Genomic DNA, 17,066 nt, shown 5'->3' with positions numbered 1-17,066 from the left:
TTCGCTGCGCGAAATCCAGCCCGCGCGGCGTTTGAGCGCTCGGGCGCGAAGCGCCCGGAACGGGGTCCGGGGTTTGCCCCGGAAACGGTGAAAGGGCGGGCCGGGGAGGCGCTCCGCGCAGCGGCGGCCACCCGCACCCGCCCCCCCCCTCACACCACCCAGAACTACCAAGAAGGCGGCAGCACATGGGTATGACGACGCCCCAGGTGGTCGTCCACCGGGACAAGGAGCTGATGGCCCAGGCCGCAGCCGCCCGGCTGATCACCAAGATCGTGGACGCGCAGGCCGCCCGCGGCAGCGCCTCCGTCGTCCTGACCGGCGGCCGCAACGGCAACGGCCTGCTCGCGGCCCTCGCCGCGGCCCCCGCCCGGGACGCGGTCGACTGGTCCCGTATCGACCTCTGGTGGGGCGACGAGCGCTACGTGCCCGCCGACGACCCCGAGCGCAACCACGTACAGGCCCGTGAGGCCCTGCTGGACGCCGTCCCGGTGGACCCCGCGCGCGTGCACGCGATGCCCGCCTCCGACGGCCCGCACGGCGCCGACGTGGACGCCGCAGCGGCCGCGTACGCAGCCGAGCTGGCGCGGGCGGCCACGCCCGAGGACCACGGTCCGGTCCCGCGTTTCGACGTGCTGATGCTGGGCGTGGGCCCGGACACCCACGTGGCGTCCCTGTTCCCCGAGCACCCGGCGTCCCGCGAGACCGAGCGCACCGTCGTCGGCGTGCACGGGGCCCCCAAGCCCCCGCCCACCCGCGTCTCCCTCACCCTCCCGGCGATCCGCGCGGCCCGCGAGGTGTGGCTGCTGGCGGCCGGCGAGGACAAGGCCGGCGCGGTGGCCATCGCCCTGGGCGGGGCCGGCGGGGTCCAGGCCCCGGCGGCCGAGGCCTACGGCCGCAGCCGGACGCTCTGGCTGCTGGACCGCGCCGCCGCGGCCAAGCTGCCCTCGGGGCTGTACCCGCCGGCCTCCTCCTGAGCCGGGACGCGAGAAGCGCCCCGCACCGGTCACCGACCGGTGCGGGGCGCTTCGCCGTTCCTACTGCCGCCCGCGCAGCTCCCGGTACACGGCCACCAGCGCCCGCGTCGACGGGTCCAGGCTCTCCACGTGCGAGCCCTCCGTCAGCGCCGGCTCCACCCGCTTCGCGAGGACCTTGCCGAGCTCGACGCCCCACTGGTCGAAGGAGTCGATGTTCCACACCGCGCCCTGGACGAACACCTTGTGCTCGTAGAGGGCGATGAGCTGGCCCAGGACGGCCGGGGTCAGTTCGGCGGCGAGGATCGTCGTCGTCGGGTGGTTGCCCTGGAAGGTCTTGTGCGGGACGAGCGCCTCGGCGACGCCCTCCGCCCGTACCTCCTCGGCCGTCTTGCCGAAGGCCAGGGCCTGGGTCTGGGCGAAGAAGTTCGCCATCAGCAGGTCGTGCTGGGCCTCCAGCGCCGGCTCCAGCTCCGCCACGGGGCGGGCGAAGCCGATGAAGTCCGCCGGGATCATCCGTGTGCCCTGGTGGATCAACTGGTAGTACGCGTGCTGCCCGTTGGTGCCGGGCGTGCCCCACACCACCGGGCCGGTCTGCCAGTCCACCGGATTGCCGTCGCGGTCCACGGACTTGCCGTTGGACTCCATGTCCAGCTGCTGCAAGTAGGCCGTGAAACGGGAGAGGTAGTGGCTGTACGGGAGCACGGCGTGCGACTGGGCGTCGAAGAAGGCCCCGTACCAGATGCCCAACAGCCCCAGCAGCAGCGGGGCGTTGTCCTCGGGGGCCGCGGTGCGGAAGTGCTCGTCCATGGCGCGGAAGCCGCCGAGCAGCTCGCGGAAGGAGTCCGGGCCGATCGCGATCATCAGCGAGAGGCCGATGGCCGAGTCGAAGGAGTAGCGGCCGCCGACCCAGTCCCAGAAGCCGAACATGTTGGCCGGGTCGATGCCGAACTCGGTGACCTTCTCGGCGTTGGTGGACAGGGCCACGAAGTGCCGTGCCACGGCGGCCTGGTCCCCGCCGAGCCCGGCGAGCAGCCACTGGCGCGCCGAAGTGGCGTTGGTGATGGTCTCGATGGTGGTGAAGGTCTTGGACGCGATGATGAACAGCGTCTCGGCCGGGTCCAGGTCGCGCACGGCCTCGTGCAGGTCCGCGCCGTCGACGTTGGAGACGAAACGCACCGTCAGCGAGCGGTCGGTGAAGGCGCGCAGCGCCTCGTAGGCCATCGCCGGTCCGAGGTCGGAGCCGCCGATGCCGATGTTGACGACGTTCTTGATGCGCTTGCCGGTGGAGCCGGTCCACTCCCCCGACCTGACCTGGTCGGAGAAGGCCGCCATCTTGTCGAGGACCTCGTGGACGGCGGGGACGACGTTCTCGCCGTCCACCTCGACGACCGCGTCCGCGGGGGCGCGCAGCGCGGTGTGCAGGACCGCGCGGTCCTCCGTCACGTTGATCTTCTCGCCGCGGAACATGGCGTCCCGCAGCTCCGCCACGCCCGTCGCCGCCGCCAGCTCGCGCAGCAGCGCGAGGGTCTCGTCGGTGACGAGGTGCTTCGAGTAGTCGACGTGCAGGTCGCCGACCCGCAGGGTGTACCCGGTGCCCCGGTCCGGATCCGTCTCGAACAGCTCCCGCAGATGCGTCTGCCCCAGCTCTTCCCGGTGCTTGCCGAGCGCGTTCCACTCGGGCAGCCGGTTGAGCCTCATACGGCTTTCTGCGTTCATCTCGGACATCAACCCACTTCTTCCGTCCTGTTGTGCCCCGCCACCCCCAACCTAAGGGATCCGAAGGGGGACAACGCACACAAAGGGGCCCGGCCCGCGGGATTCGTACTCCCACGGGCCGGGCCCCAGTCGCTCTTGAGCGCGGCCCGGCCGAAGCCGGTCTCAGATCTCGCCGCGGAGCTTGGCGAGGGCCTCGGCGAGGATGGCCTCGCCGTCGGCGTCGGTGCGGCGTTCCCGTACGTACGCGAGGTGCGTCTTGTACGGTTCGGTGCGCGGCGGCGCGGGCGGGTTGTCCCGGTCCTGGCCGGCGGGGAACCCGCAGCGCGGGCAGTCCCAGGTGTCCGGCACCTGTGCGTCGCTGGCGAAGCTGGGCTGCGTCTCGTGCCCGTTCGAGCACCAGAAGGAGATGCGCAGGCGGGGCGCGGATTCACCGCGCTCGGCCTCGCCCATCGGCCCGGCTCCGACCCGACTTCCACGAATCGCGTTGCCACTTGCCACGGTCGTAACTCCCTGCGTGATGGTGCCGCCCAGCGTGAGGGTATACCCGCTGTGGGCGCCTCAGTTTACGTAAAGACCGGGCGGGCCGGGCGAAATGGCCGGAACCGTCAGCTGCCGTTCGACTTCATGAGCAGGCCGAGCGCAACGATGCAGGCGAACCAGAGCAGGCCGACGACGACCGTGATGCGGTCGAGGTTGCGCTCCGCGACGGAGGAGCCGCCGACGGAGGACTGCATGCCGCCGCCGAACATGTCGGAAAGGCCGCCGCCCTTGCCCTTGTGCATCAGCACGAGCAGCATCAGCAGAGCGCTGAAGACGATCAGGGCGATCGAGAACCCCATAACCACGGCTGATTCCTACTTTCTGGGCTTACGTCTGCTGCTGGGAGGAAGCGGGGGCCGACGGCTGCACCAGCAGCCCCCGGCCCCCGCAAGGGTACGACGGATCGGCCCTACCGCATACTCACTGGTCGCGGAAGCGGACGATCTTGACGAACTCGTCCGCGTCCAGTGCCGCGCCGCCGATCAGGGCGCCGTCGACGTCGGGCTGGGCCATGATCGCGGCGATGTTGCCGGCCTTGACGGAGCCGCCGTACTGGATGCGGACCTTGTCGGCCAGCTCCTGGGAGTACAGCTCGGCGAGGCGGCCGCGGATCGCCCCGCAGACCTCCTGGGCGTCCTCGGGGGTGGCGACCTCGCCGGTACCGATCGCCCAGACGGGCTCGTACGCGATCACGATGGACTCGACCTGCTCGGCCGGGACGTCCTTCAGGCCGCCGTCGACCTGGGCGAGGGTGTGCGGGACCTGCTGACCCGCCTTGCGCACGTCGAGGCCCTCGCCGACGCAGAGGATCGGGGTGATCCCGTTGCGGTAGGCGGCCTTGACCTTGGCGTTGCAGATCTCGTCGGTCTCGCCGTGGTACTGGCGGCGCTCGCTGTGGCCGACGGCCACGAACGTGCACTTCAGCTTCGCGAGCATCGGGCCGGAGATCTCGCCGGTGTAGGCGCCGGAGTCCTGCGCCGAGATGTCCTGGGCGCCGTACTTGATCTTCAGCTTGTCGCCGTCGACCAGGGTCTGGACCGAGCGCAGGTCGGTGAAGGGCGGGAGCACCGCGACGTCGACGGCGTCGTAGTCCTTGTCGGCGAGCGCGAAGGCGAGCTTCTGGACGTGGGCGATGGCCTCGAGGTGGTTGAGGTTCATCTTCCAGTTGCCCGCCATGAGCGGGGTGCGGCCGTGTGCGACAGAGGTCATTGTGGTTCAGCCCTCCAGGGCGGCGAGGCCGGGGAGCGTCTTGCCCTCGAGGTATTCGAGGCTGGCGCCACCACCGGTGGAAATGTGTCCGAAGGCGTTCTCGTCGAAGCCCAGGATGCGGACGGCCGCGGCGCTGTCGCCGCCGCCGACCACGGTGAAGGCCTCGCTGTCGACGAGGGCCTGCGCGATGGCGCGGGTGCCGTTCGCGTAGTCGGGGTGCTCGAAGACGCCGACCGGGCCGTTCCAGAAGACGGTCTCGGCGTCGGCGATCTTCGAGGCGTACAGCTCGCGGGTCTTGGGGCCGATGTCCAGGCCCTCCTTGTCCGCGGGGATCTTGTCGGCGTCGACCGTCTCGAAGACGGCCGGGGTCCCGCCCTTGATGTCGGGGAAGTCCGCGGAGGCGAGGATGTCGACCGGCAGGACCAGCTCGACGCCGTTCTTCTCGGCTCGCTCCATGTACTCGGTGACGGTCGGGATCTGGTCCTCCTGGAGGAGGGAGATGCCGACCTCGTAGCCCTTGGCCTTGAGGAAGGTGTAGGCCATGCCGCCGCCGATGAGGATGCGGTCGGCCTTGCCGAGCAGCTCGTCGATGACGGCGAGCTTGTCGGAGACCTTGGCGCCGCCGAGGACGACCACGTAGGGGCGCTTGACCTCGGCGGTGAGCTTCTTCAGGACGCCGACCTCGGTGGCGATGAGGTAGCCGGCCGCGTGCGGGAGCAGCGCGGGCAGGTCGAAGACCGAGGCGTGCTTGCGGTGGACGGCGCCGAAGCCGTCGCCGACGTAGACGTCGGCCAGCTCGGCGAGCTGCCGGGCGAAGGCCTTGCGCTCGGCTTCGTCCTTGGAGGTCTCGCCGGCGTTGAAGCGGAGGTTCTCGATGACGGCGACCTGTCCGTCGGCGAGGGCCGCGACGGTCTCCTTGGCGGAGGAGCCGACGGTGTCGGTGGCGAAGGCGACCCCGGTGCCGAGCAGCTCGCCGAGCCGCGTGGCGGCCGGGGCGAGGGAGAAGTCGGGCTCGGTGCCGGTGCCCTTGGGGCGGCCCAGGTGCGAGGCGACGACCACGCGGGCGCCGGCCTCGGCGAGCTTGGCGATGGTGGGCTGGACGGCGCGGATGCGGCCGTCGTCGGTGATCACGCCTTCCTTGAGCGGCACGTTGAGATCGGCGCGTACGAAGACCCGCTTGCCGGCGACGCCGTCCGCGAGAAGTTCGTCGATCGTCTTCATGTGTTTCTACTCCTTGTCCCCGTACAGGGCTGTTACAGGTGCAGGGCGGATGGGACGGGGCAAGCGACAGGGCCCGAACGGCGCCTCATCGCGCCGAGCGGACCCTGTGCTCACATGGTGTTGCCTTGCCCTACGTTCTTAGAGCTGACCGCCGACGAAGACGGTGAGGTCGACGAGGCGGTTGGAGTAGCCCCACTCGTTGTCGTACCAGCCGACGACCTTGACCTGCGTACCGTCCTGCACCATGGTCAGCGAGGAGTCGAAGGTGCACGAGGCCGGCCAGTTCACGATGTCGGAGGAGACGATCGCGTCCTCGGTGTAGTCGAGGATTCCCTTGAGCTGGCCCTCGGCGGCCTTCTGGAAGGCGGCGTTGATCTCTTCCCTGGTGGTCTCCCGGGAGAGCTCCAGGACGAGGTCGGTGACCGAGCCGGTGGGGACCGGGACGCGCATGGCGATGCCGTCGAGCTTGCCCTTGAGCTGCGGGAGGACCAGCGCGGTGGCCTTGGCGGCACCGGTGGACGTCGGGATGATGTTCTCGGCGGCGGCGCGGGCGCGGCGCAGGTCCGAGTGCGGGAAGTCCAGGATGCGCTGGTCGTTCGTGTAGGCGTGGACCGTCGTCATCATGCCCTTGACGATGCCGAAGTTCTCGTCGAGGACCTTGGCCATCGGCGCCACGCAGTTGGTGGTGCAGGAGGCGTTGGAGATGACGTGGTGGTTGGCCGCGTCGTACTTGTCCTGGTTGACGCCCATCACGATCGTGATGTCCTCGTCCTTGGCCGGGGCCGAGATGAGGACCTTCTTCGCGCCGGCCGCGAGGTGCTTGGCGGCGTCGGCCTTCTTCGTGAAGATGCCGGTCGACTCGATGACGATGTCGGCGCCCAGCTCGCCCCAGGGGAGGTTCGCGGGGTCGCGCTCGGCGAACGTCTTGAAGGTCATGTCGCCCACGGTGATGGTGTCATCGGTGTGCGAGACCTCGGCCTTCAGCCGGCCCAGGATGCTGTCGTACTTGAGCAGGTGCACCAGGGTGGCGTTGTCCGTCAGGTCGTTGACACCCACCACCTCGATGTCCGCCCCCTGCTCGAGAAGCGCCCGGAAGTAGTTGCGGCCAATGCGGCCAAAACCATTGATGCCTACGCGGATCGTCACGAACCGATCTCCTCGTTGGTGCGCCGGCCTGTCCCGCCGGCGAGCTGTATGGGATGTCCCCGACCGCTTACGACCCTACCTCTCCGTGAGCTTCGGAGTGGAATCGGCCGGAGCCTGACACTCCCCACTTCGTGGGGGTACCCCCGCCGGGGCCCTGGACCACTGCCGCGGCCAGGGACCCCGGGGGCCTTGGTTCCCGTCACTCCGCGTGAGCGACGGGAGGGTCGTCGTTCAGCCGCTCAGCGAACGGAGGGCCTTACCGATCAGTAGGGCGCGGTCGGCCGCGGCCGGCAGGTGCTCCAGCCCGAATCCGAACAGCACCGTGTCACGCGTAGTGACGGCGGCGTAGGACGCGAAGAGCTCTCCGGTCCTGGACCAATCGCCCGGAACGTCGGGACTTCCGGCGGGGGCGCCCTGCGCGGTCCAGGCGCCGAGGGAGGTCTCGAAGCCCTCGACGGCCTGGTCGGAGCCGCCCACCGAGACCCGGGCCTCGTCCGCGAAGACGCCGCGGCCGCCCGAACCGGGGTCGGTGACGTACGAGAGGGAGACCTCGACGGTCTTCCCCGCGTAGGGGCTCAGGTCGAAGGAGACCTGCTTCCAGCCGTCGGAGGACCCGGTGAAGCTGTTCCAGGCCCCGCTGGTACCGCTCGGTGAGCAGCCGCCGCCGTCGAGGGTGAGGTAGTGGCGCAGGAACGGGTGGCCGTTGACGAAGAACCCGGCCCCGCACTCCGCCGGGACGGTGGTGGAGCTCAAGCCGTTCGCTTCCGGAAGTGTGGTCCAGTCCTCTCCTCCGGCGGTGCGGGCCTCCAGGACGGCGTGGTCGTAGCCCTCCTCGGTGTTCCAGTTGAGGGCCGTCTTCAGCTGCGGCCGGTCGGCGGCGGTGACGTGGGTGAGGTCCACGGTGCGCGTGAGGCGCTGCCAGTCGTCGTCCTCGTGGAGGGCCGAGGCCATCCCGGTGCCCGCGTAGGGCGCGTACGGGTTGACGACCCCGGCGTACTGGCCCGCCCGGGCGCTCGTGAACTGCGGGAACTGCGCCGGCGGCAGGGAGTCCGAGGTGATCGTGAAGGCTCCCGGGGAGTTCAGCGGGGTGCCGGGGGTGCCCGGTGCGGCGCCGAGGGCGCCCCCGGCCCCGGCGAGGGTGCCCGCGCCGGTGAAGCCGGTGGGGGACGTGACCGCGGCCCGGCTGTAGGCGCCGAGGTAGTACTGGCTGAAGTCGTCGGTCAGGGCCCGGCCGAGCTGGGCCCGGCCGCCCGCCAGTTCGCCGGCCTCGACCAGCTTGCCGCCCTCGTTGAGGAAGTCGCGGACCGCCAGCTGGGTGGGTCCGCCGGGGGCGGAGGCACCGGTGTAGTGGACGGCCGTGCGGAAGTGGGAGAGCACGCCGAGGTGGTGCGGGACGCCCTGGACGGCCACGTCCCAGACGGCGGCGGACTTCCCGTTGGCCCGCAGCGCGTCGACGTAGCTCTGGGCGTACTGCGCCTTCGCGCCCTCCTCCGCGATCACCAGGACGTCCGCGCGCGGGCGCTCGGCCACGGTGTAGGTGAAGTGCTCGCTGGAGACCTGCCTGCCGCGGTCGCGGCCGGTGAACCAGACCTCGACCTTGTCCCCCGGCCTGGTGCCGTCGACCTCGGCCCGGTACTGGTCGAACCAGTTGTTGTCCTCGCCGCCGTAGACGTCGCCGCCCTTCCAGGGCCTGAGCTCGTCGTCGTGCGTACGGCCGCCGTTGATCCGGAAGTTGAGCAGCTTGTCCTTCAGCGCCTTGCGGGCGGTGACGGAGACCGCCTGGTCCTCGCCGCGGGCCGCGTAGGAGGTGGTGAAGGGGTCGAGGGTGAAGTCGGCGGCGCTCAGCCCCACGGAGGAGGCGGGCCGGTCCGGGTGCGCGGCGCTCTCGCCGACGGACAGCGCGAAGGGGACGTTCTTGGCGAACTCCTGCTGGATCAGCTTCTCGTCGTCCGGGAAGTTGAAGCCGGAGGCGCAGTCCGCGGGCCTCCACCGGTCGTTCGGGTCGATCGCCGAGGCGGTCTGGCAGGTGGTCATCTCCGGCGTGAACATCATGACGCCGTTGGCGTTGGCGGCGTGGCCGTCGGCCTCGCCGTTGGTGGTGTACAGCTCGGAGGAGATCTGCGGGTAGTAGCCGGGGACGGCCGGGTGCTCCGGGGTGCCCGCGAGCGCCTTGTAGGCCACGTCGTCCGGGGTCGGGGTGGCGACCTGCCAGCCCACTCCGTAGAGCAGCAGCTCGGAGGCCGAGTGGTAGTTGATGGCGTACCGGAAGCCGACGCGCTTCTCGAAGGCGTCGAGGGCGACGGTCTCGGGCTCGGACTGCGCCGTGGGGCCGCGGTAGGTCTCGCTGGAGGTGTTCGGCGAGGAACCCTCGTTGTCGTAGCCCCACTTGTAGGCGAAGTTGCGGTTGAGGTCGACGCCGTCCACCGCGGTGATCCTGCCGTCGCCGTTGTTGTCGCGGAGGTTCTTGCGCCACAGCCGGGCGTCGGGGGCGGTGAAGGTGTAGTCGTACCCGTCGGGGTTGGCGGAGAGCAGGAACCACAGTTCGGTGGAGTCCACCAGCCTGGTGATCCGCGCGTCCTTGCCGTAGTTGTCGAGGGTGTGGTGCATCAGCCGCCGGGTCATCTCGGGGGTGATCCACTCGCGGGCGTGCTGGTTGGACATGTAGAGCACGGACGGCTTGTCGCCGTCCTTCGTCCGGCCGGCGTCCTTGGTGACCTTGAGGGCGAGGATGTCCTTGCCCCGGACGGTCTTGCCGATGGAGACGACCTTGGTGAGGCCCGGGTTCTGCTGCGCGGTCCGCAGGATCTCCTCCTGGAGGCCGCCCTTGCCGCTGTAGGGGCGGAAGACACCGTCCCCGGCGGCCTCGGTGCGGGCCAGGCCCTGGGCCGAGACCTTGTGCTCGGCGAGCTTCACCCCCTGGGCGGCGAGCCCCGCGGCCTGCTGCCCGGTGAGGAAGAGCTCGACCTTCGCGGTCCCGCTCTCGGGTGCCCGCTCGGCGAGTTCGTGGGCGTCCTGCCCGGCGGCGAGGACGAGCGGGACCTGTTCGCGGGTGATGTCGGCGTCGTAGACGCGTACCTCGTCGGCGCCGGGGGCGGTGCCGGAGGCGGGCCGTGCCTGGGCCGCGGCGGGCAGTGCGGCCAGAGTGGTTCCGAAGACGAGTGCGCTTGCCGCGAGGATCGTTCTCGCGCGTTGCCTCATGTGCCCCCCTGGGCGTCGTCAACCACGAAAGCGTTCGGGGGCCAGGCTCACGATCGGACGTTGCGCATGTCAATGGGGCGTACCGGCCCGCCGGTCGGAAATCAGCCTCACGGCCGCCGCCCGGCCCCTGCGCCCCTCCGGCCCCGCCGGAGTGCGGGGCACGAGGTGCGGGGCACGGGGTGCGGGGCGGAGCCCCGGGAAACGGAGAAGGGGCGGGACGGGGGGCGGCACCGCGCAGCGGCACCGCCCCCCGTCCCGCCCCGGCAGGCCGAGGCTCAGCCGGCCATGTTGTCGGCCAGCTCCTCGCTGAGGTCGAGGTTGGACTCGGTGCCGGGGATGCCGAGGTCCTGGGCGCGCTTGTCGGCCATCGCCAGCAGGCGGCGGATGCGGCCCGCGACGGCGTCCTTGGTCAGCGGCGGGTCGGCGAGCGCGCCCAGCTCCTCCAGGGAGGCCTGCTTGTGCTCCATGCGCAGCCGGCCGGCCGCGGCGAGGTGCTCGGGGACCTCCTCGCCGAGGATCTCCAGCGCGCGCTGCACCCGGGCTCCGGCGGCCACCGCGGCCCGCGCCGAGCGGCGCAGGTTGGCGTCGTCGAAGTTGGCGAGGCGGTTGGCGGTGGCGCGGACCTCGCGCCGCATCCGCCGCTCCTCCCAGGCCAGCACCGACTCGTGCGCGCCGAGGCGGGTCAGCAGGGCGCCGATCGCGTCGCCGTCGCGGACGACGACCCGGTCCACGCCGCGCACCTCGCGCGCCTTGGCGGCGATGGAGAGCCGCCGGGCGGCGCCCACCAGGGCCAGGGCCGCCTCGGGACCGGGGCAGGTGACCTCCAGGGAGGAGGACCGGCCGGGCTCGGTGAGGGAGCCGTGGGCCAGGAAGGCCCCGCGCCAGGCCGCCTCGGCGTCACAGGTGGCCCCGGAGACCACCTGCGGGGGAAGGCCCCGGATGGGGCGGCCGCGGCCGTCGACCAGGCCGGTCTGGCGGGCCAGCTGGTCGCCTCCGGCGACGACGCGCACGACGAAGCGGCTGCCGCGGCGCAGGCCGCCGGGGGCCATGACCACCAGGTCGGAGGAGTGGCCGAAGATCTCCAGGATGTCCTTGCGCAGCCGGCGGGCCGCGATCCCGGTGTCCAGCTCCGCCTCGATGACGATCCGGCCGCTCACCAGGTGGAGGCCGCCCGCGAACCGAAGGATCGCCGAGACCTCCGCCTTCCTGCAGCAGGTCCGGGTGACGGGGAGGCGGGAGATCTCATCCTTCACCGCGGGCGTCATCGCCATGGGCCGATCCTTCCATGCATCCGAAAAATACGGTCGTACGCGGCGGCCAGCAGCTCCGGGTCGTGCTTCGGAGAGCCGTCCTGCCTGGCCACCGGCGCCAGCTCGACCGCCGCACCGAACCGCTTCGCGGCATCGGCGAGGGACTCGCGGTCGGGCACGGCGGCCTCGTCGGCCAGCACCACGTCCAGGGCGAGTTTAGGGGCGTGTCGGGCCAAAACCTCCAAATGACGCTGCGGAGAGAAGCCCTCTGTTTCGCCCGGCTGCGGGGCGAGGTTCAGCGAGAGGACCTTGCGGGCCTTCGTCGCCACCAGCGCGTCGAGCAGCTCCGGCACCAGCAGGTGCGGGATGACGGAGGAGAACCAGGATCCCGGCCCGAGCACCACCCAGTCGGCGTCGAGCACGGCGGCGACGGCCTCCGGCACGGCCGGCGGGTCCCCGGGCACGACCTGGACGGAGAGCACCTCGCCCGGGGTCAGGGCCACGGTGGCCTGCCCCCGGACGGTGTCCACCTCGTCCGGGCGCGCCGGATCGTGGCCCCTGACCAGCGCCTGGAGCTCCAGGGGCACCGCCGACATCGGCAGGACCCGCCCCTGGGCGCCGAGCAGCTTCCCCACCAGGTCGAGGGCCTGGACGGGGTCGCCGAGCTGCTCCCACAGGGCGACGATCAGCAGGTTGCCGACGGCGTGCCCGTGCAGGTCGCCCTCGGACTGGAAGCGGTGCTGGATGACCCGGGCCCAGGTCTGGCCCCAGTCGTCGTCCCCGCACAGCGCGGCAAGCGCCTTGCGCAGGTCGCCCGGGGGCAGCACGCTCAGCTCCTCGCGGAGCCGTCCGCTGGAGCCCCCGTCGTCGGCGACGGTGACCACCGCGGTGAGCTCCCCGGTGATCCGGCGCAGGGCGGCGAGGGAGGCCGACAGGCCCATGCCGCCGCCGAGGGCGACGACCTTGGGCGCGACGACCTTGGCCGCCCCGCGGCGGCCGGCGCGGCCCGCGCCGTCCTCGCCCCGGGCGGGGGTCAGACGGCGCAGGCGGCGCAGCCGCAGGGTCCGTCCGGTCACTCGCGCCCCATGTCCCGGTGGACGACGACGGTCTCGACTCCCTCGGAGGCGAGGCGGGCGGCGAGCTTCTCGGACATGGCGACGCTGCGGTGCTTGCCGCCGGTGCAGCCGACCGCGATCGTCACGTACCGCTTGCCCTCGCGCCGGTAGCCGGTGGCGATGAGCTGGAGCAGCTCGGTGTAGCGGTCCAGGAACTCCTTGGCGCCGGGCTGGCTGAAGACGTAGCCCGACACCTCCTCGTTGAGCCCGGTGAAGGGGCGCAGTTCGGGGACCCAGTGCGGGTTGGGGATGAAGCGGCAGTCGACGACCAGGTCGGCGTCGACGGGCAGGCCGTACTTGAAGCCGAAGGACATCACGGTGGCCCGCAGCTCGGGCTCCTCGTCGCCCGCGAACTGGGCGTCCATCTTGGCGCGCAGTTCGTGCACGTTCAGGCTGGAGGTGTCGATGACCAGGTCGGCGTCGCCGCGCAGCTCGCGCAGCAGGTCGCGCTCGGCGGCGATGCCGTCGACGATGCGGCCGTCGCCCTGGAGGGGGTGCGGGCGGCGGACGGACTCGAAGCGGCGGACCAGCGCGTCGTCGGAGGACTCCAGGAAGACGATGCGCCGGGTGACCCCGCGGGCCTCCAGGTCGGCGAGGGACTCGCGCAGGGCGTCGAAGAACTGGCGGCCGCGGACGTCGACGACGACGGCGATCCGCGCCACGTTGCCCTGGGAGCGGGCGCCGAGCTCCACCATGGTGGGGATCAGCGCCGGCGGGAGGTTGTCGACGACGAACCAGCCGAGGTCCTCCAGGCACTTGGCCGCCGTGCTGCGGCCGGCTCCGGACATCCCGGAGATGATCACCAGCTCGGGGATGGCCGCCTCGGCGTTGTCGCCGGGCTCCACTGTCGTGCCCGTACTCACCTGTGCTCCGTCTCGGTCGTGCTCGGTCTCGTGCTCGGTCATTGCTCGGTCCCCCGATCGGACGGCGTCCCCGCGGGCGCGGGGGCCTCGTCCTCAATGATCTCTCCTGTCGCCGTGTTGACGGCAGGACCTGCGGGAACCGCCTGGGCGAGGGCCGCGGCCACAGTCTCGGCCGTCTTGCGGCCTATGCCCGGGACCTCGCAGATCTGGTCGATTGTCGCCTGTCTCAGCTTCTTCACCGAACCGAAGTGCTTCACGAGGGCGAGCTTGCGGCTCTCGCCCAGGCCGGGCACCTCGTCCAGCGGGCCCGCTTTCAGGCGCTTCCCGCGCTTGCTGCGCTGGTACTGGATGGCGAAGCGGTGGGCTTCGTCACGCACCCGCTGGAGCAGGTAGAGGCCCTCGCTGGTGCGGGGCAGCACGACGGGGTCGTCCTCGCCGGGCAGCCAGACCTCCTCCAGCCGCTTGGCGAGGCCGCACACGGCGACGTCGTCGATCCCGAGCTCCTCCAGGGCCCGCTGGGCCGCCGCCACCTGGGGCTGTCCGCCGTCGACGACGACGAGCTGCGGCGGGTACGCGAACCGCTTGGGCCGCCCGTCGTCCTCCGGCTCGCCGTCCTCGGGGGCCCACTCCCCCGTCTTCAGCTTCTCCTGGAGGTAGCGCCGGAAGCGCCGCGAGACGACCTCGTGCATGGACCGGACGTCGTCCTGTCCCTCGCCGTGCCAGACCTGCGTGTCTCCGACACGGCCCTTGACCTGGAAGCGCCGGTACTCGCTCTTGCGGGCGAGCCCGTCCTCGAAGACGACCATGGACGCCACGACGTCGTCGCCCTGGAGGTGGGAGATGTCGAAGCACTCGATGCGCAGGGGCGCGCCGTCCAGGTCCAGGGCCTCGGCGATCTCCTCCAGGGCGCGGGAGCGGGTGGTGAGGTCCGCGGCGCGCTTGGTCTTGTGGAGGGCGAGGGACTGCTGGGCGTTGCGGTGGACGGTCTCCATGAGGGACTTCTTGTCCCCGCGCTGCGGGACGCGCAGGCTGACCTGCGACCCGCGCCGCCCGGCGAGCCACTGGCCCAGTGCGGGCGCGTCCTCGGGCAGGACCGGGACGAGCACCTCCTTGGGCACGCTCTCGCCGCTCTCCTCCCCGTACAGCTGCTGGAGGGCGTGCTCGACGAGCCCGGCGGTGTCGACGGCCTCGACCTTGTCGGTGACCCAGCCGCGCTGCCCCCGCACCCGTCCGCCGCGCACGTGGAAGATCTGCACGGCCGCTTCGAGCTCGTCCTCGGCGACCGCCATCAGGTCCGCGTCGGTGGCGTCGGCCAGGACGACGGCGTTCTTCTCCATGGCCCGGCGCAGGGCCCCTATGTCGTCGCGCAGCCGGGCGGCCTTCTCGTACTCCATCTCCTCGGCCGCGGCCTGCATCTCCTTCTCCAGCCGGGAGAGGTACGCACCGGTGCGGCCGGCCATGAAGTCGCAGAAGTCCTCGGCGAGTTCGCGGTGGTCCTCGGGGCTGATCCGGCCCACGCAGGGCGCCGAGCACTTGCCGATGTACCCGAGCAGGCAGGGCCGCCCGATCTGGGCGGACCGCTTGAACACCCCGGCGGAGCAGGTGCGCACCGGGAACACGCGCAGCATGAGGTCGACGGTCTCGCGGATCGCCCAGGCGTGCCCGTACGGCCCGAAGTACCGCACGCCCTTCTTCTTGGGCCCCCGCATGACCTGGACGCGCGGGTACTGCTCGTTCAGGGTGACCGCGAGGGAGGGGTAGCTCTTGTCGTCCCGGTACTTGACGTTGAACCGGGGGTCGAACTCCTTGATCCAGGAGTACTCCAGCTGGAGCGCCTCGACCTCGGTGGAGACGACGGTCCACTCGACGGAGGCGGCCGTGGTGACCATGGTGGCGGTCCGGGGGTGCAGACCGGCCAGGTCCTGGAAGTAGCTGGCCAGCCGCTGGCGCAGGCTCTTGGCCTTCCCGACGTAGATCACCCGGCGGTGCTCGTCGCGGAACTTGTAGACCCCGGGGGAGTCGGGGATCTCCCCGGGCCTGGGTCGGTAGCTGGAAGGGTCGGCCATGCCGCCCACCCTACTGGCGCCGTACGACAACGAACCGTACCGCTGCGCGGGGCGAGGTCCCCCGGTCGCCCTCCACCCGTTCTCCGGGGCAGGGCCCGGCCCGGCCGCCACGGCCGGACCGGACCCTACGGGAAGGCGACCTGGGGTCACACCCCGGCGGTGCGGCGCCGCCTCCGCAGGGCGACGGCCCCCGCCGCGCCCAGCGCCAGCGCCCCGGCGCCGCCGGCGAGCACCGCCCCCGGCCCGCCGCCGGATCCGTCACCGACGCCGCCGGAAGGCCCCGGCTCGGCGTAGCCCCCCGCCAGGCCCCGCCGCGCGTACGCGGACCCCGGCAGCTTGTCCCCGTACGCCTTCACGACCCGGGCCCGGTACGCCCCCAGCGAGACCCCGTCCGGGCCCACGGCCCGCACGGCGTCCTCGTCCAGGGGCAGCACCCGTTCGCCGCCGGCGACGTACCAGGCGTCGGTCTGCGGCTCCCGGAACACGGTCCCGCCGGGCAGCTTCGCGGCACCGAGGCGCGCGTAGCGGAACTCGTCGTCGCCGGTGGCGATGTTCACGACCTCCCACCCGGCCCCGGTCTTCGCGGTCCACAGGGCCGCCTTCTGCCCGTCCGAGGACACCGCCTGGGAGGCCAGGAACTCCAGCCGGGCCACCGGGGCCCCGGCCCTCCCGGCGACGAACTCCGGCGCCAGGTAGCTCACCGGGACCGCCTCCCCCTCGATCCGGGGCAGGGCGGCGGCCACCGACACCTTCCCCTCCCGGGCGAAGAACCGGGACAGGGTCGCCAGGGTGTCCGGTGCGACGGCCGCCTCGTGCGCGGCGGCCCGGTCCCCGGCGGTGGCGGCCGCCGGCTGCGGGACGGGCGCGGCGGAGGCCTGCCCGGCCAGTGCGGTGACCAGGGCGGCGGCCGCGAGGGCCGCGGCGGTGGCGCGTGCGGTCGTGGGGATCACGCGGTCACGCCCCGATCCGGTAGAGGGAGTGGGTCCAGGAGAAGGTGCCGTTGTCCACGTACCAGGCGTGCGAGGCCCAGTTGTAGCGGTCGTTCGAGGGCCAGGGGTCGCCCCAGTAGACCCAGCTGTTGCCGGTGTCGTAGCCGTACAGGACGTGCATGTGGCCGCCGCCGCCCGACCACTGGATCCGCGTCTCGACCGGCCGGTCGGCGTTGATCTCGGTCTGCACGGTGGAGTACTGGAGCCAGCCGGTCACGTAGCTGCCGGAGCCGATGCCGGCCCAGCGCAGCGCCGTCTGGACGTTGCCCAGGGTGGCCTGGTTGTTGGGGCACTCGGTGCCCTGCTGCCGGTTGAAGGCGGCGTTGCAGAACTGGTTCTGGCTGTAGCCGCGGCCGAACCAGGTGGCGATGGTGTTGCCGCCGGCGGCCCAGCACCAGTTGTCCTTCTGCTGGGCCTGCATGGTGATGCCGAGCCGCTTGTACGCCAGTGCCGAGGGGGCGGCGCCCGTGTCGGCGGCCGGGGCGGCGGAGGCGGTGCCGGCGCCGGGGCCGAGGGGCAGCAGGACGAGCAGCAGGGCGGAGATCAGGGAGGCGGCCGGGGAAGGCCGCCCTCTTCGGTTGCGCATCGCGTTCCTCCCGAGGTGGGGACTCAGGTGTGGGGGTGAGGAGCGCGTCCGGACGCTGTGGAGGAGCATCAGGGTGTTGTCGCGAGCAGGTCAACACGCTTCAATACGCGGTGAGCTTGCAGTGTGAACGGTGGGGCTGCGGTGTGAACGGTTGCTGTCGTTCCACCTGGTCCCCCCGCCGCACGGCCCGGCC

The 17,066-nt window shown here is 71.9% G+C and carries 14 protein-coding genes; 1 reads left to right on the top strand and 13 read right to left on the bottom strand.

What is annotated here, in order from left to right:
- Window positions 1–191: 191 nt before the first annotated feature.
- A complete protein-coding gene (gene pgl / locus ACIRBY_RS11310) occupies window positions 192–974 on the top strand; it encodes a 6-phosphogluconolactonase (RefSeq protein ID WP_403899616.1) in 783 nt (260 codons plus the stop codon).
- Between the two features lie 60 nt (window positions 975–1,034).
- Here the strand turns inward: pgl and pgi are convergent, their stop codons facing one another.
- The 13 genes from pgi to ACIRBY_RS11245 form a co-directional block, all read right to left on the bottom strand.
- Window positions 1,035–2,690, bottom strand: coding sequence for a glucose-6-phosphate isomerase (gene pgi / locus ACIRBY_RS11305; protein WP_403899614.1), 1,656 nt, complete (start codon window positions 2,688–2,690; stop codon window positions 1,035–1,037).
- A 162-nt stretch (window positions 2,691–2,852) separates the two neighbouring features.
- Entirely contained in the window at window positions 2,853–3,188 is a 336-nt protein-coding gene (locus tag ACIRBY_RS11300; protein ID WP_007263454.1) for an RNA polymerase-binding protein RbpA, read from the bottom strand.
- A 107-nt stretch (window positions 3,189–3,295) separates the two neighbouring features.
- Entirely contained in the window at window positions 3,296–3,529 is a 234-nt protein-coding gene (gene secG, locus ACIRBY_RS11295) for a preprotein translocase subunit SecG (protein ID WP_362468578.1), read from the bottom strand.
- 121 nt (window positions 3,530–3,650) lie between these two features.
- Window positions 3,651–4,439 (bottom strand): triose-phosphate isomerase, encoded by a 789-nt coding sequence (gene tpiA / locus ACIRBY_RS11290; protein ID WP_403899288.1) that lies wholly within the window; start codon window positions 4,437–4,439, stop codon window positions 3,651–3,653.
- A 6-nt stretch (window positions 4,440–4,445) separates the two neighbouring features.
- A complete protein-coding gene (locus ACIRBY_RS11285) occupies window positions 4,446–5,660 on the bottom strand; it encodes a phosphoglycerate kinase (RefSeq protein WP_403899285.1) in 1,215 nt (404 codons plus the stop codon).
- 138 nt (window positions 5,661–5,798) lie between these two features.
- The gene (gene gap / locus ACIRBY_RS11280) at window positions 5,799–6,806 is read right to left on the bottom strand and encodes a type I glyceraldehyde-3-phosphate dehydrogenase (protein WP_403899282.1); all 1,008 of its coding nucleotides are present in this window, start codon (window positions 6,804–6,806) and stop codon (window positions 5,799–5,801) included.
- Between the two features lie 231 nt (window positions 6,807–7,037).
- Entirely contained in the window at window positions 7,038–10,004 is a 2,967-nt protein-coding gene (locus ACIRBY_RS11275; protein WP_403899279.1) for a M14 family zinc carboxypeptidase, read from the bottom strand.
- Between the two features lie 275 nt (window positions 10,005–10,279).
- Complete coding sequence (gene whiA / locus ACIRBY_RS11270; protein ID WP_030237199.1) at window positions 10,280–11,275, bottom strand: DNA-binding protein WhiA; 996 nt, start codon at window positions 11,273–11,275, stop codon at window positions 10,280–10,282.
- Window positions 11,266–12,330, bottom strand: coding sequence for a uridine diphosphate-N-acetylglucosamine-binding protein YvcK (gene yvcK / locus ACIRBY_RS11265; protein WP_390685850.1), 1,065 nt, complete (start codon window positions 12,328–12,330; stop codon window positions 11,266–11,268). Before yvcK ends, whiA begins: the two co-directional genes overlap by 10 nt.
- Window positions 12,327–13,274: an RNase adapter RapZ gene (rapZ, locus tag ACIRBY_RS11260; RefSeq protein WP_403899276.1), complete on the bottom strand. Its 948-nt coding sequence runs from the start codon at window positions 13,272–13,274 to the stop codon at window positions 12,327–12,329. The genes yvcK and rapZ overlap by 4 nt, the downstream gene beginning before the upstream one ends.
- On the bottom strand, window positions 13,271–15,298 hold the full coding sequence (uvrC, locus tag ACIRBY_RS11255; protein WP_403899273.1) for an excinuclease ABC subunit UvrC: 2,028 nt from the start codon (window positions 15,296–15,298) through the stop codon (window positions 13,271–13,273). The genes rapZ and uvrC overlap by 4 nt, the downstream gene beginning before the upstream one ends.
- A 146-nt stretch (window positions 15,299–15,444) precedes the next feature.
- Window positions 15,445–16,248 carry a hypothetical protein gene (locus ACIRBY_RS11250; protein ID WP_403899270.1) on the bottom strand — a complete coding sequence of 268 codons (804 nt, stop codon included), beginning with the start codon at window positions 16,246–16,248 and terminating at the stop codon, window positions 15,445–15,447.
- Between the two features lie 4 nt (window positions 16,249–16,252).
- Window positions 16,253–16,873 carry a papain-like cysteine protease family protein gene (locus ACIRBY_RS11245; RefSeq protein ID WP_403899267.1) on the bottom strand — a complete coding sequence of 207 codons (621 nt, stop codon included), beginning with the start codon at window positions 16,871–16,873 and terminating at the stop codon, window positions 16,253–16,255.
- Window positions 16,874–17,066 lie beyond the last annotated feature (193 nt).

It is taken from the genome of Streptomyces sp. NPDC096136 (assembly GCF_044763325.1).
Lineage (GTDB): Bacteria > Actinomycetota > Actinomycetes > Streptomycetales > Streptomycetaceae > Streptomyces.
Note: the sequence above shows the minus strand (reverse complement) of the source record. Positions and strands in the feature narration are given on the sequence as shown.

Excerpts from the sequence above, each read along its gene's own strand:
- whiA (WP_030237199.1), bottom strand. The coding sequence starts at position 11,275 with ATGGCGATGACGCCCGCGGTGAAGGATGAGATCTCCCGCCTCCCCGTC.
- secG (WP_362468578.1), bottom strand. The coding sequence starts at position 3,529 with ATGGGGTTCTCGATCGCCCTGATCGTCTTCAGCGCTCTGCTGATGCTG.
- pgl (WP_403899616.1), top strand. The coding sequence starts at position 192 with ATGACGACGCCCCAGGTGGTCGTCCACCGGGACAAGGAGCTGATGGCC.
- ACIRBY_RS11245 (WP_403899267.1), bottom strand. The coding sequence starts at position 16,873 with ATGCGCAACCGAAGAGGGCGGCCTTCCCCGGCCGCCTCCCTGATCTCC.
- rapZ (WP_403899276.1), bottom strand. The coding sequence starts at position 13,274 with ATGACCGAGCACGAGACCGAGCACGACCGAGACGGAGCACAGGTGAGT.
- pgi (WP_403899614.1), bottom strand. The coding sequence starts at position 2,690 with ATGAACGCAGAAAGCCGTATGAGGCTCAACCGGCTGCCCGAGTGGAAC.
- ACIRBY_RS11275 (WP_403899279.1), bottom strand. The coding sequence starts at position 10,004 with ATGAGGCAACGCGCGAGAACGATCCTCGCGGCAAGCGCACTCGTCTTC.
- ACIRBY_RS11285 (WP_403899285.1), bottom strand. The coding sequence starts at position 5,660 with ATGAAGACGATCGACGAACTTCTCGCGGACGGCGTCGCCGGCAAGCGG.
- uvrC (WP_403899273.1), bottom strand. The coding sequence starts at position 15,298 with ATGGCCGACCCTTCCAGCTACCGACCCAGGCCCGGGGAGATCCCCGAC.
- tpiA (WP_403899288.1), bottom strand. The coding sequence starts at position 4,439 with ATGACCTCTGTCGCACACGGCCGCACCCCGCTCATGGCGGGCAACTGG.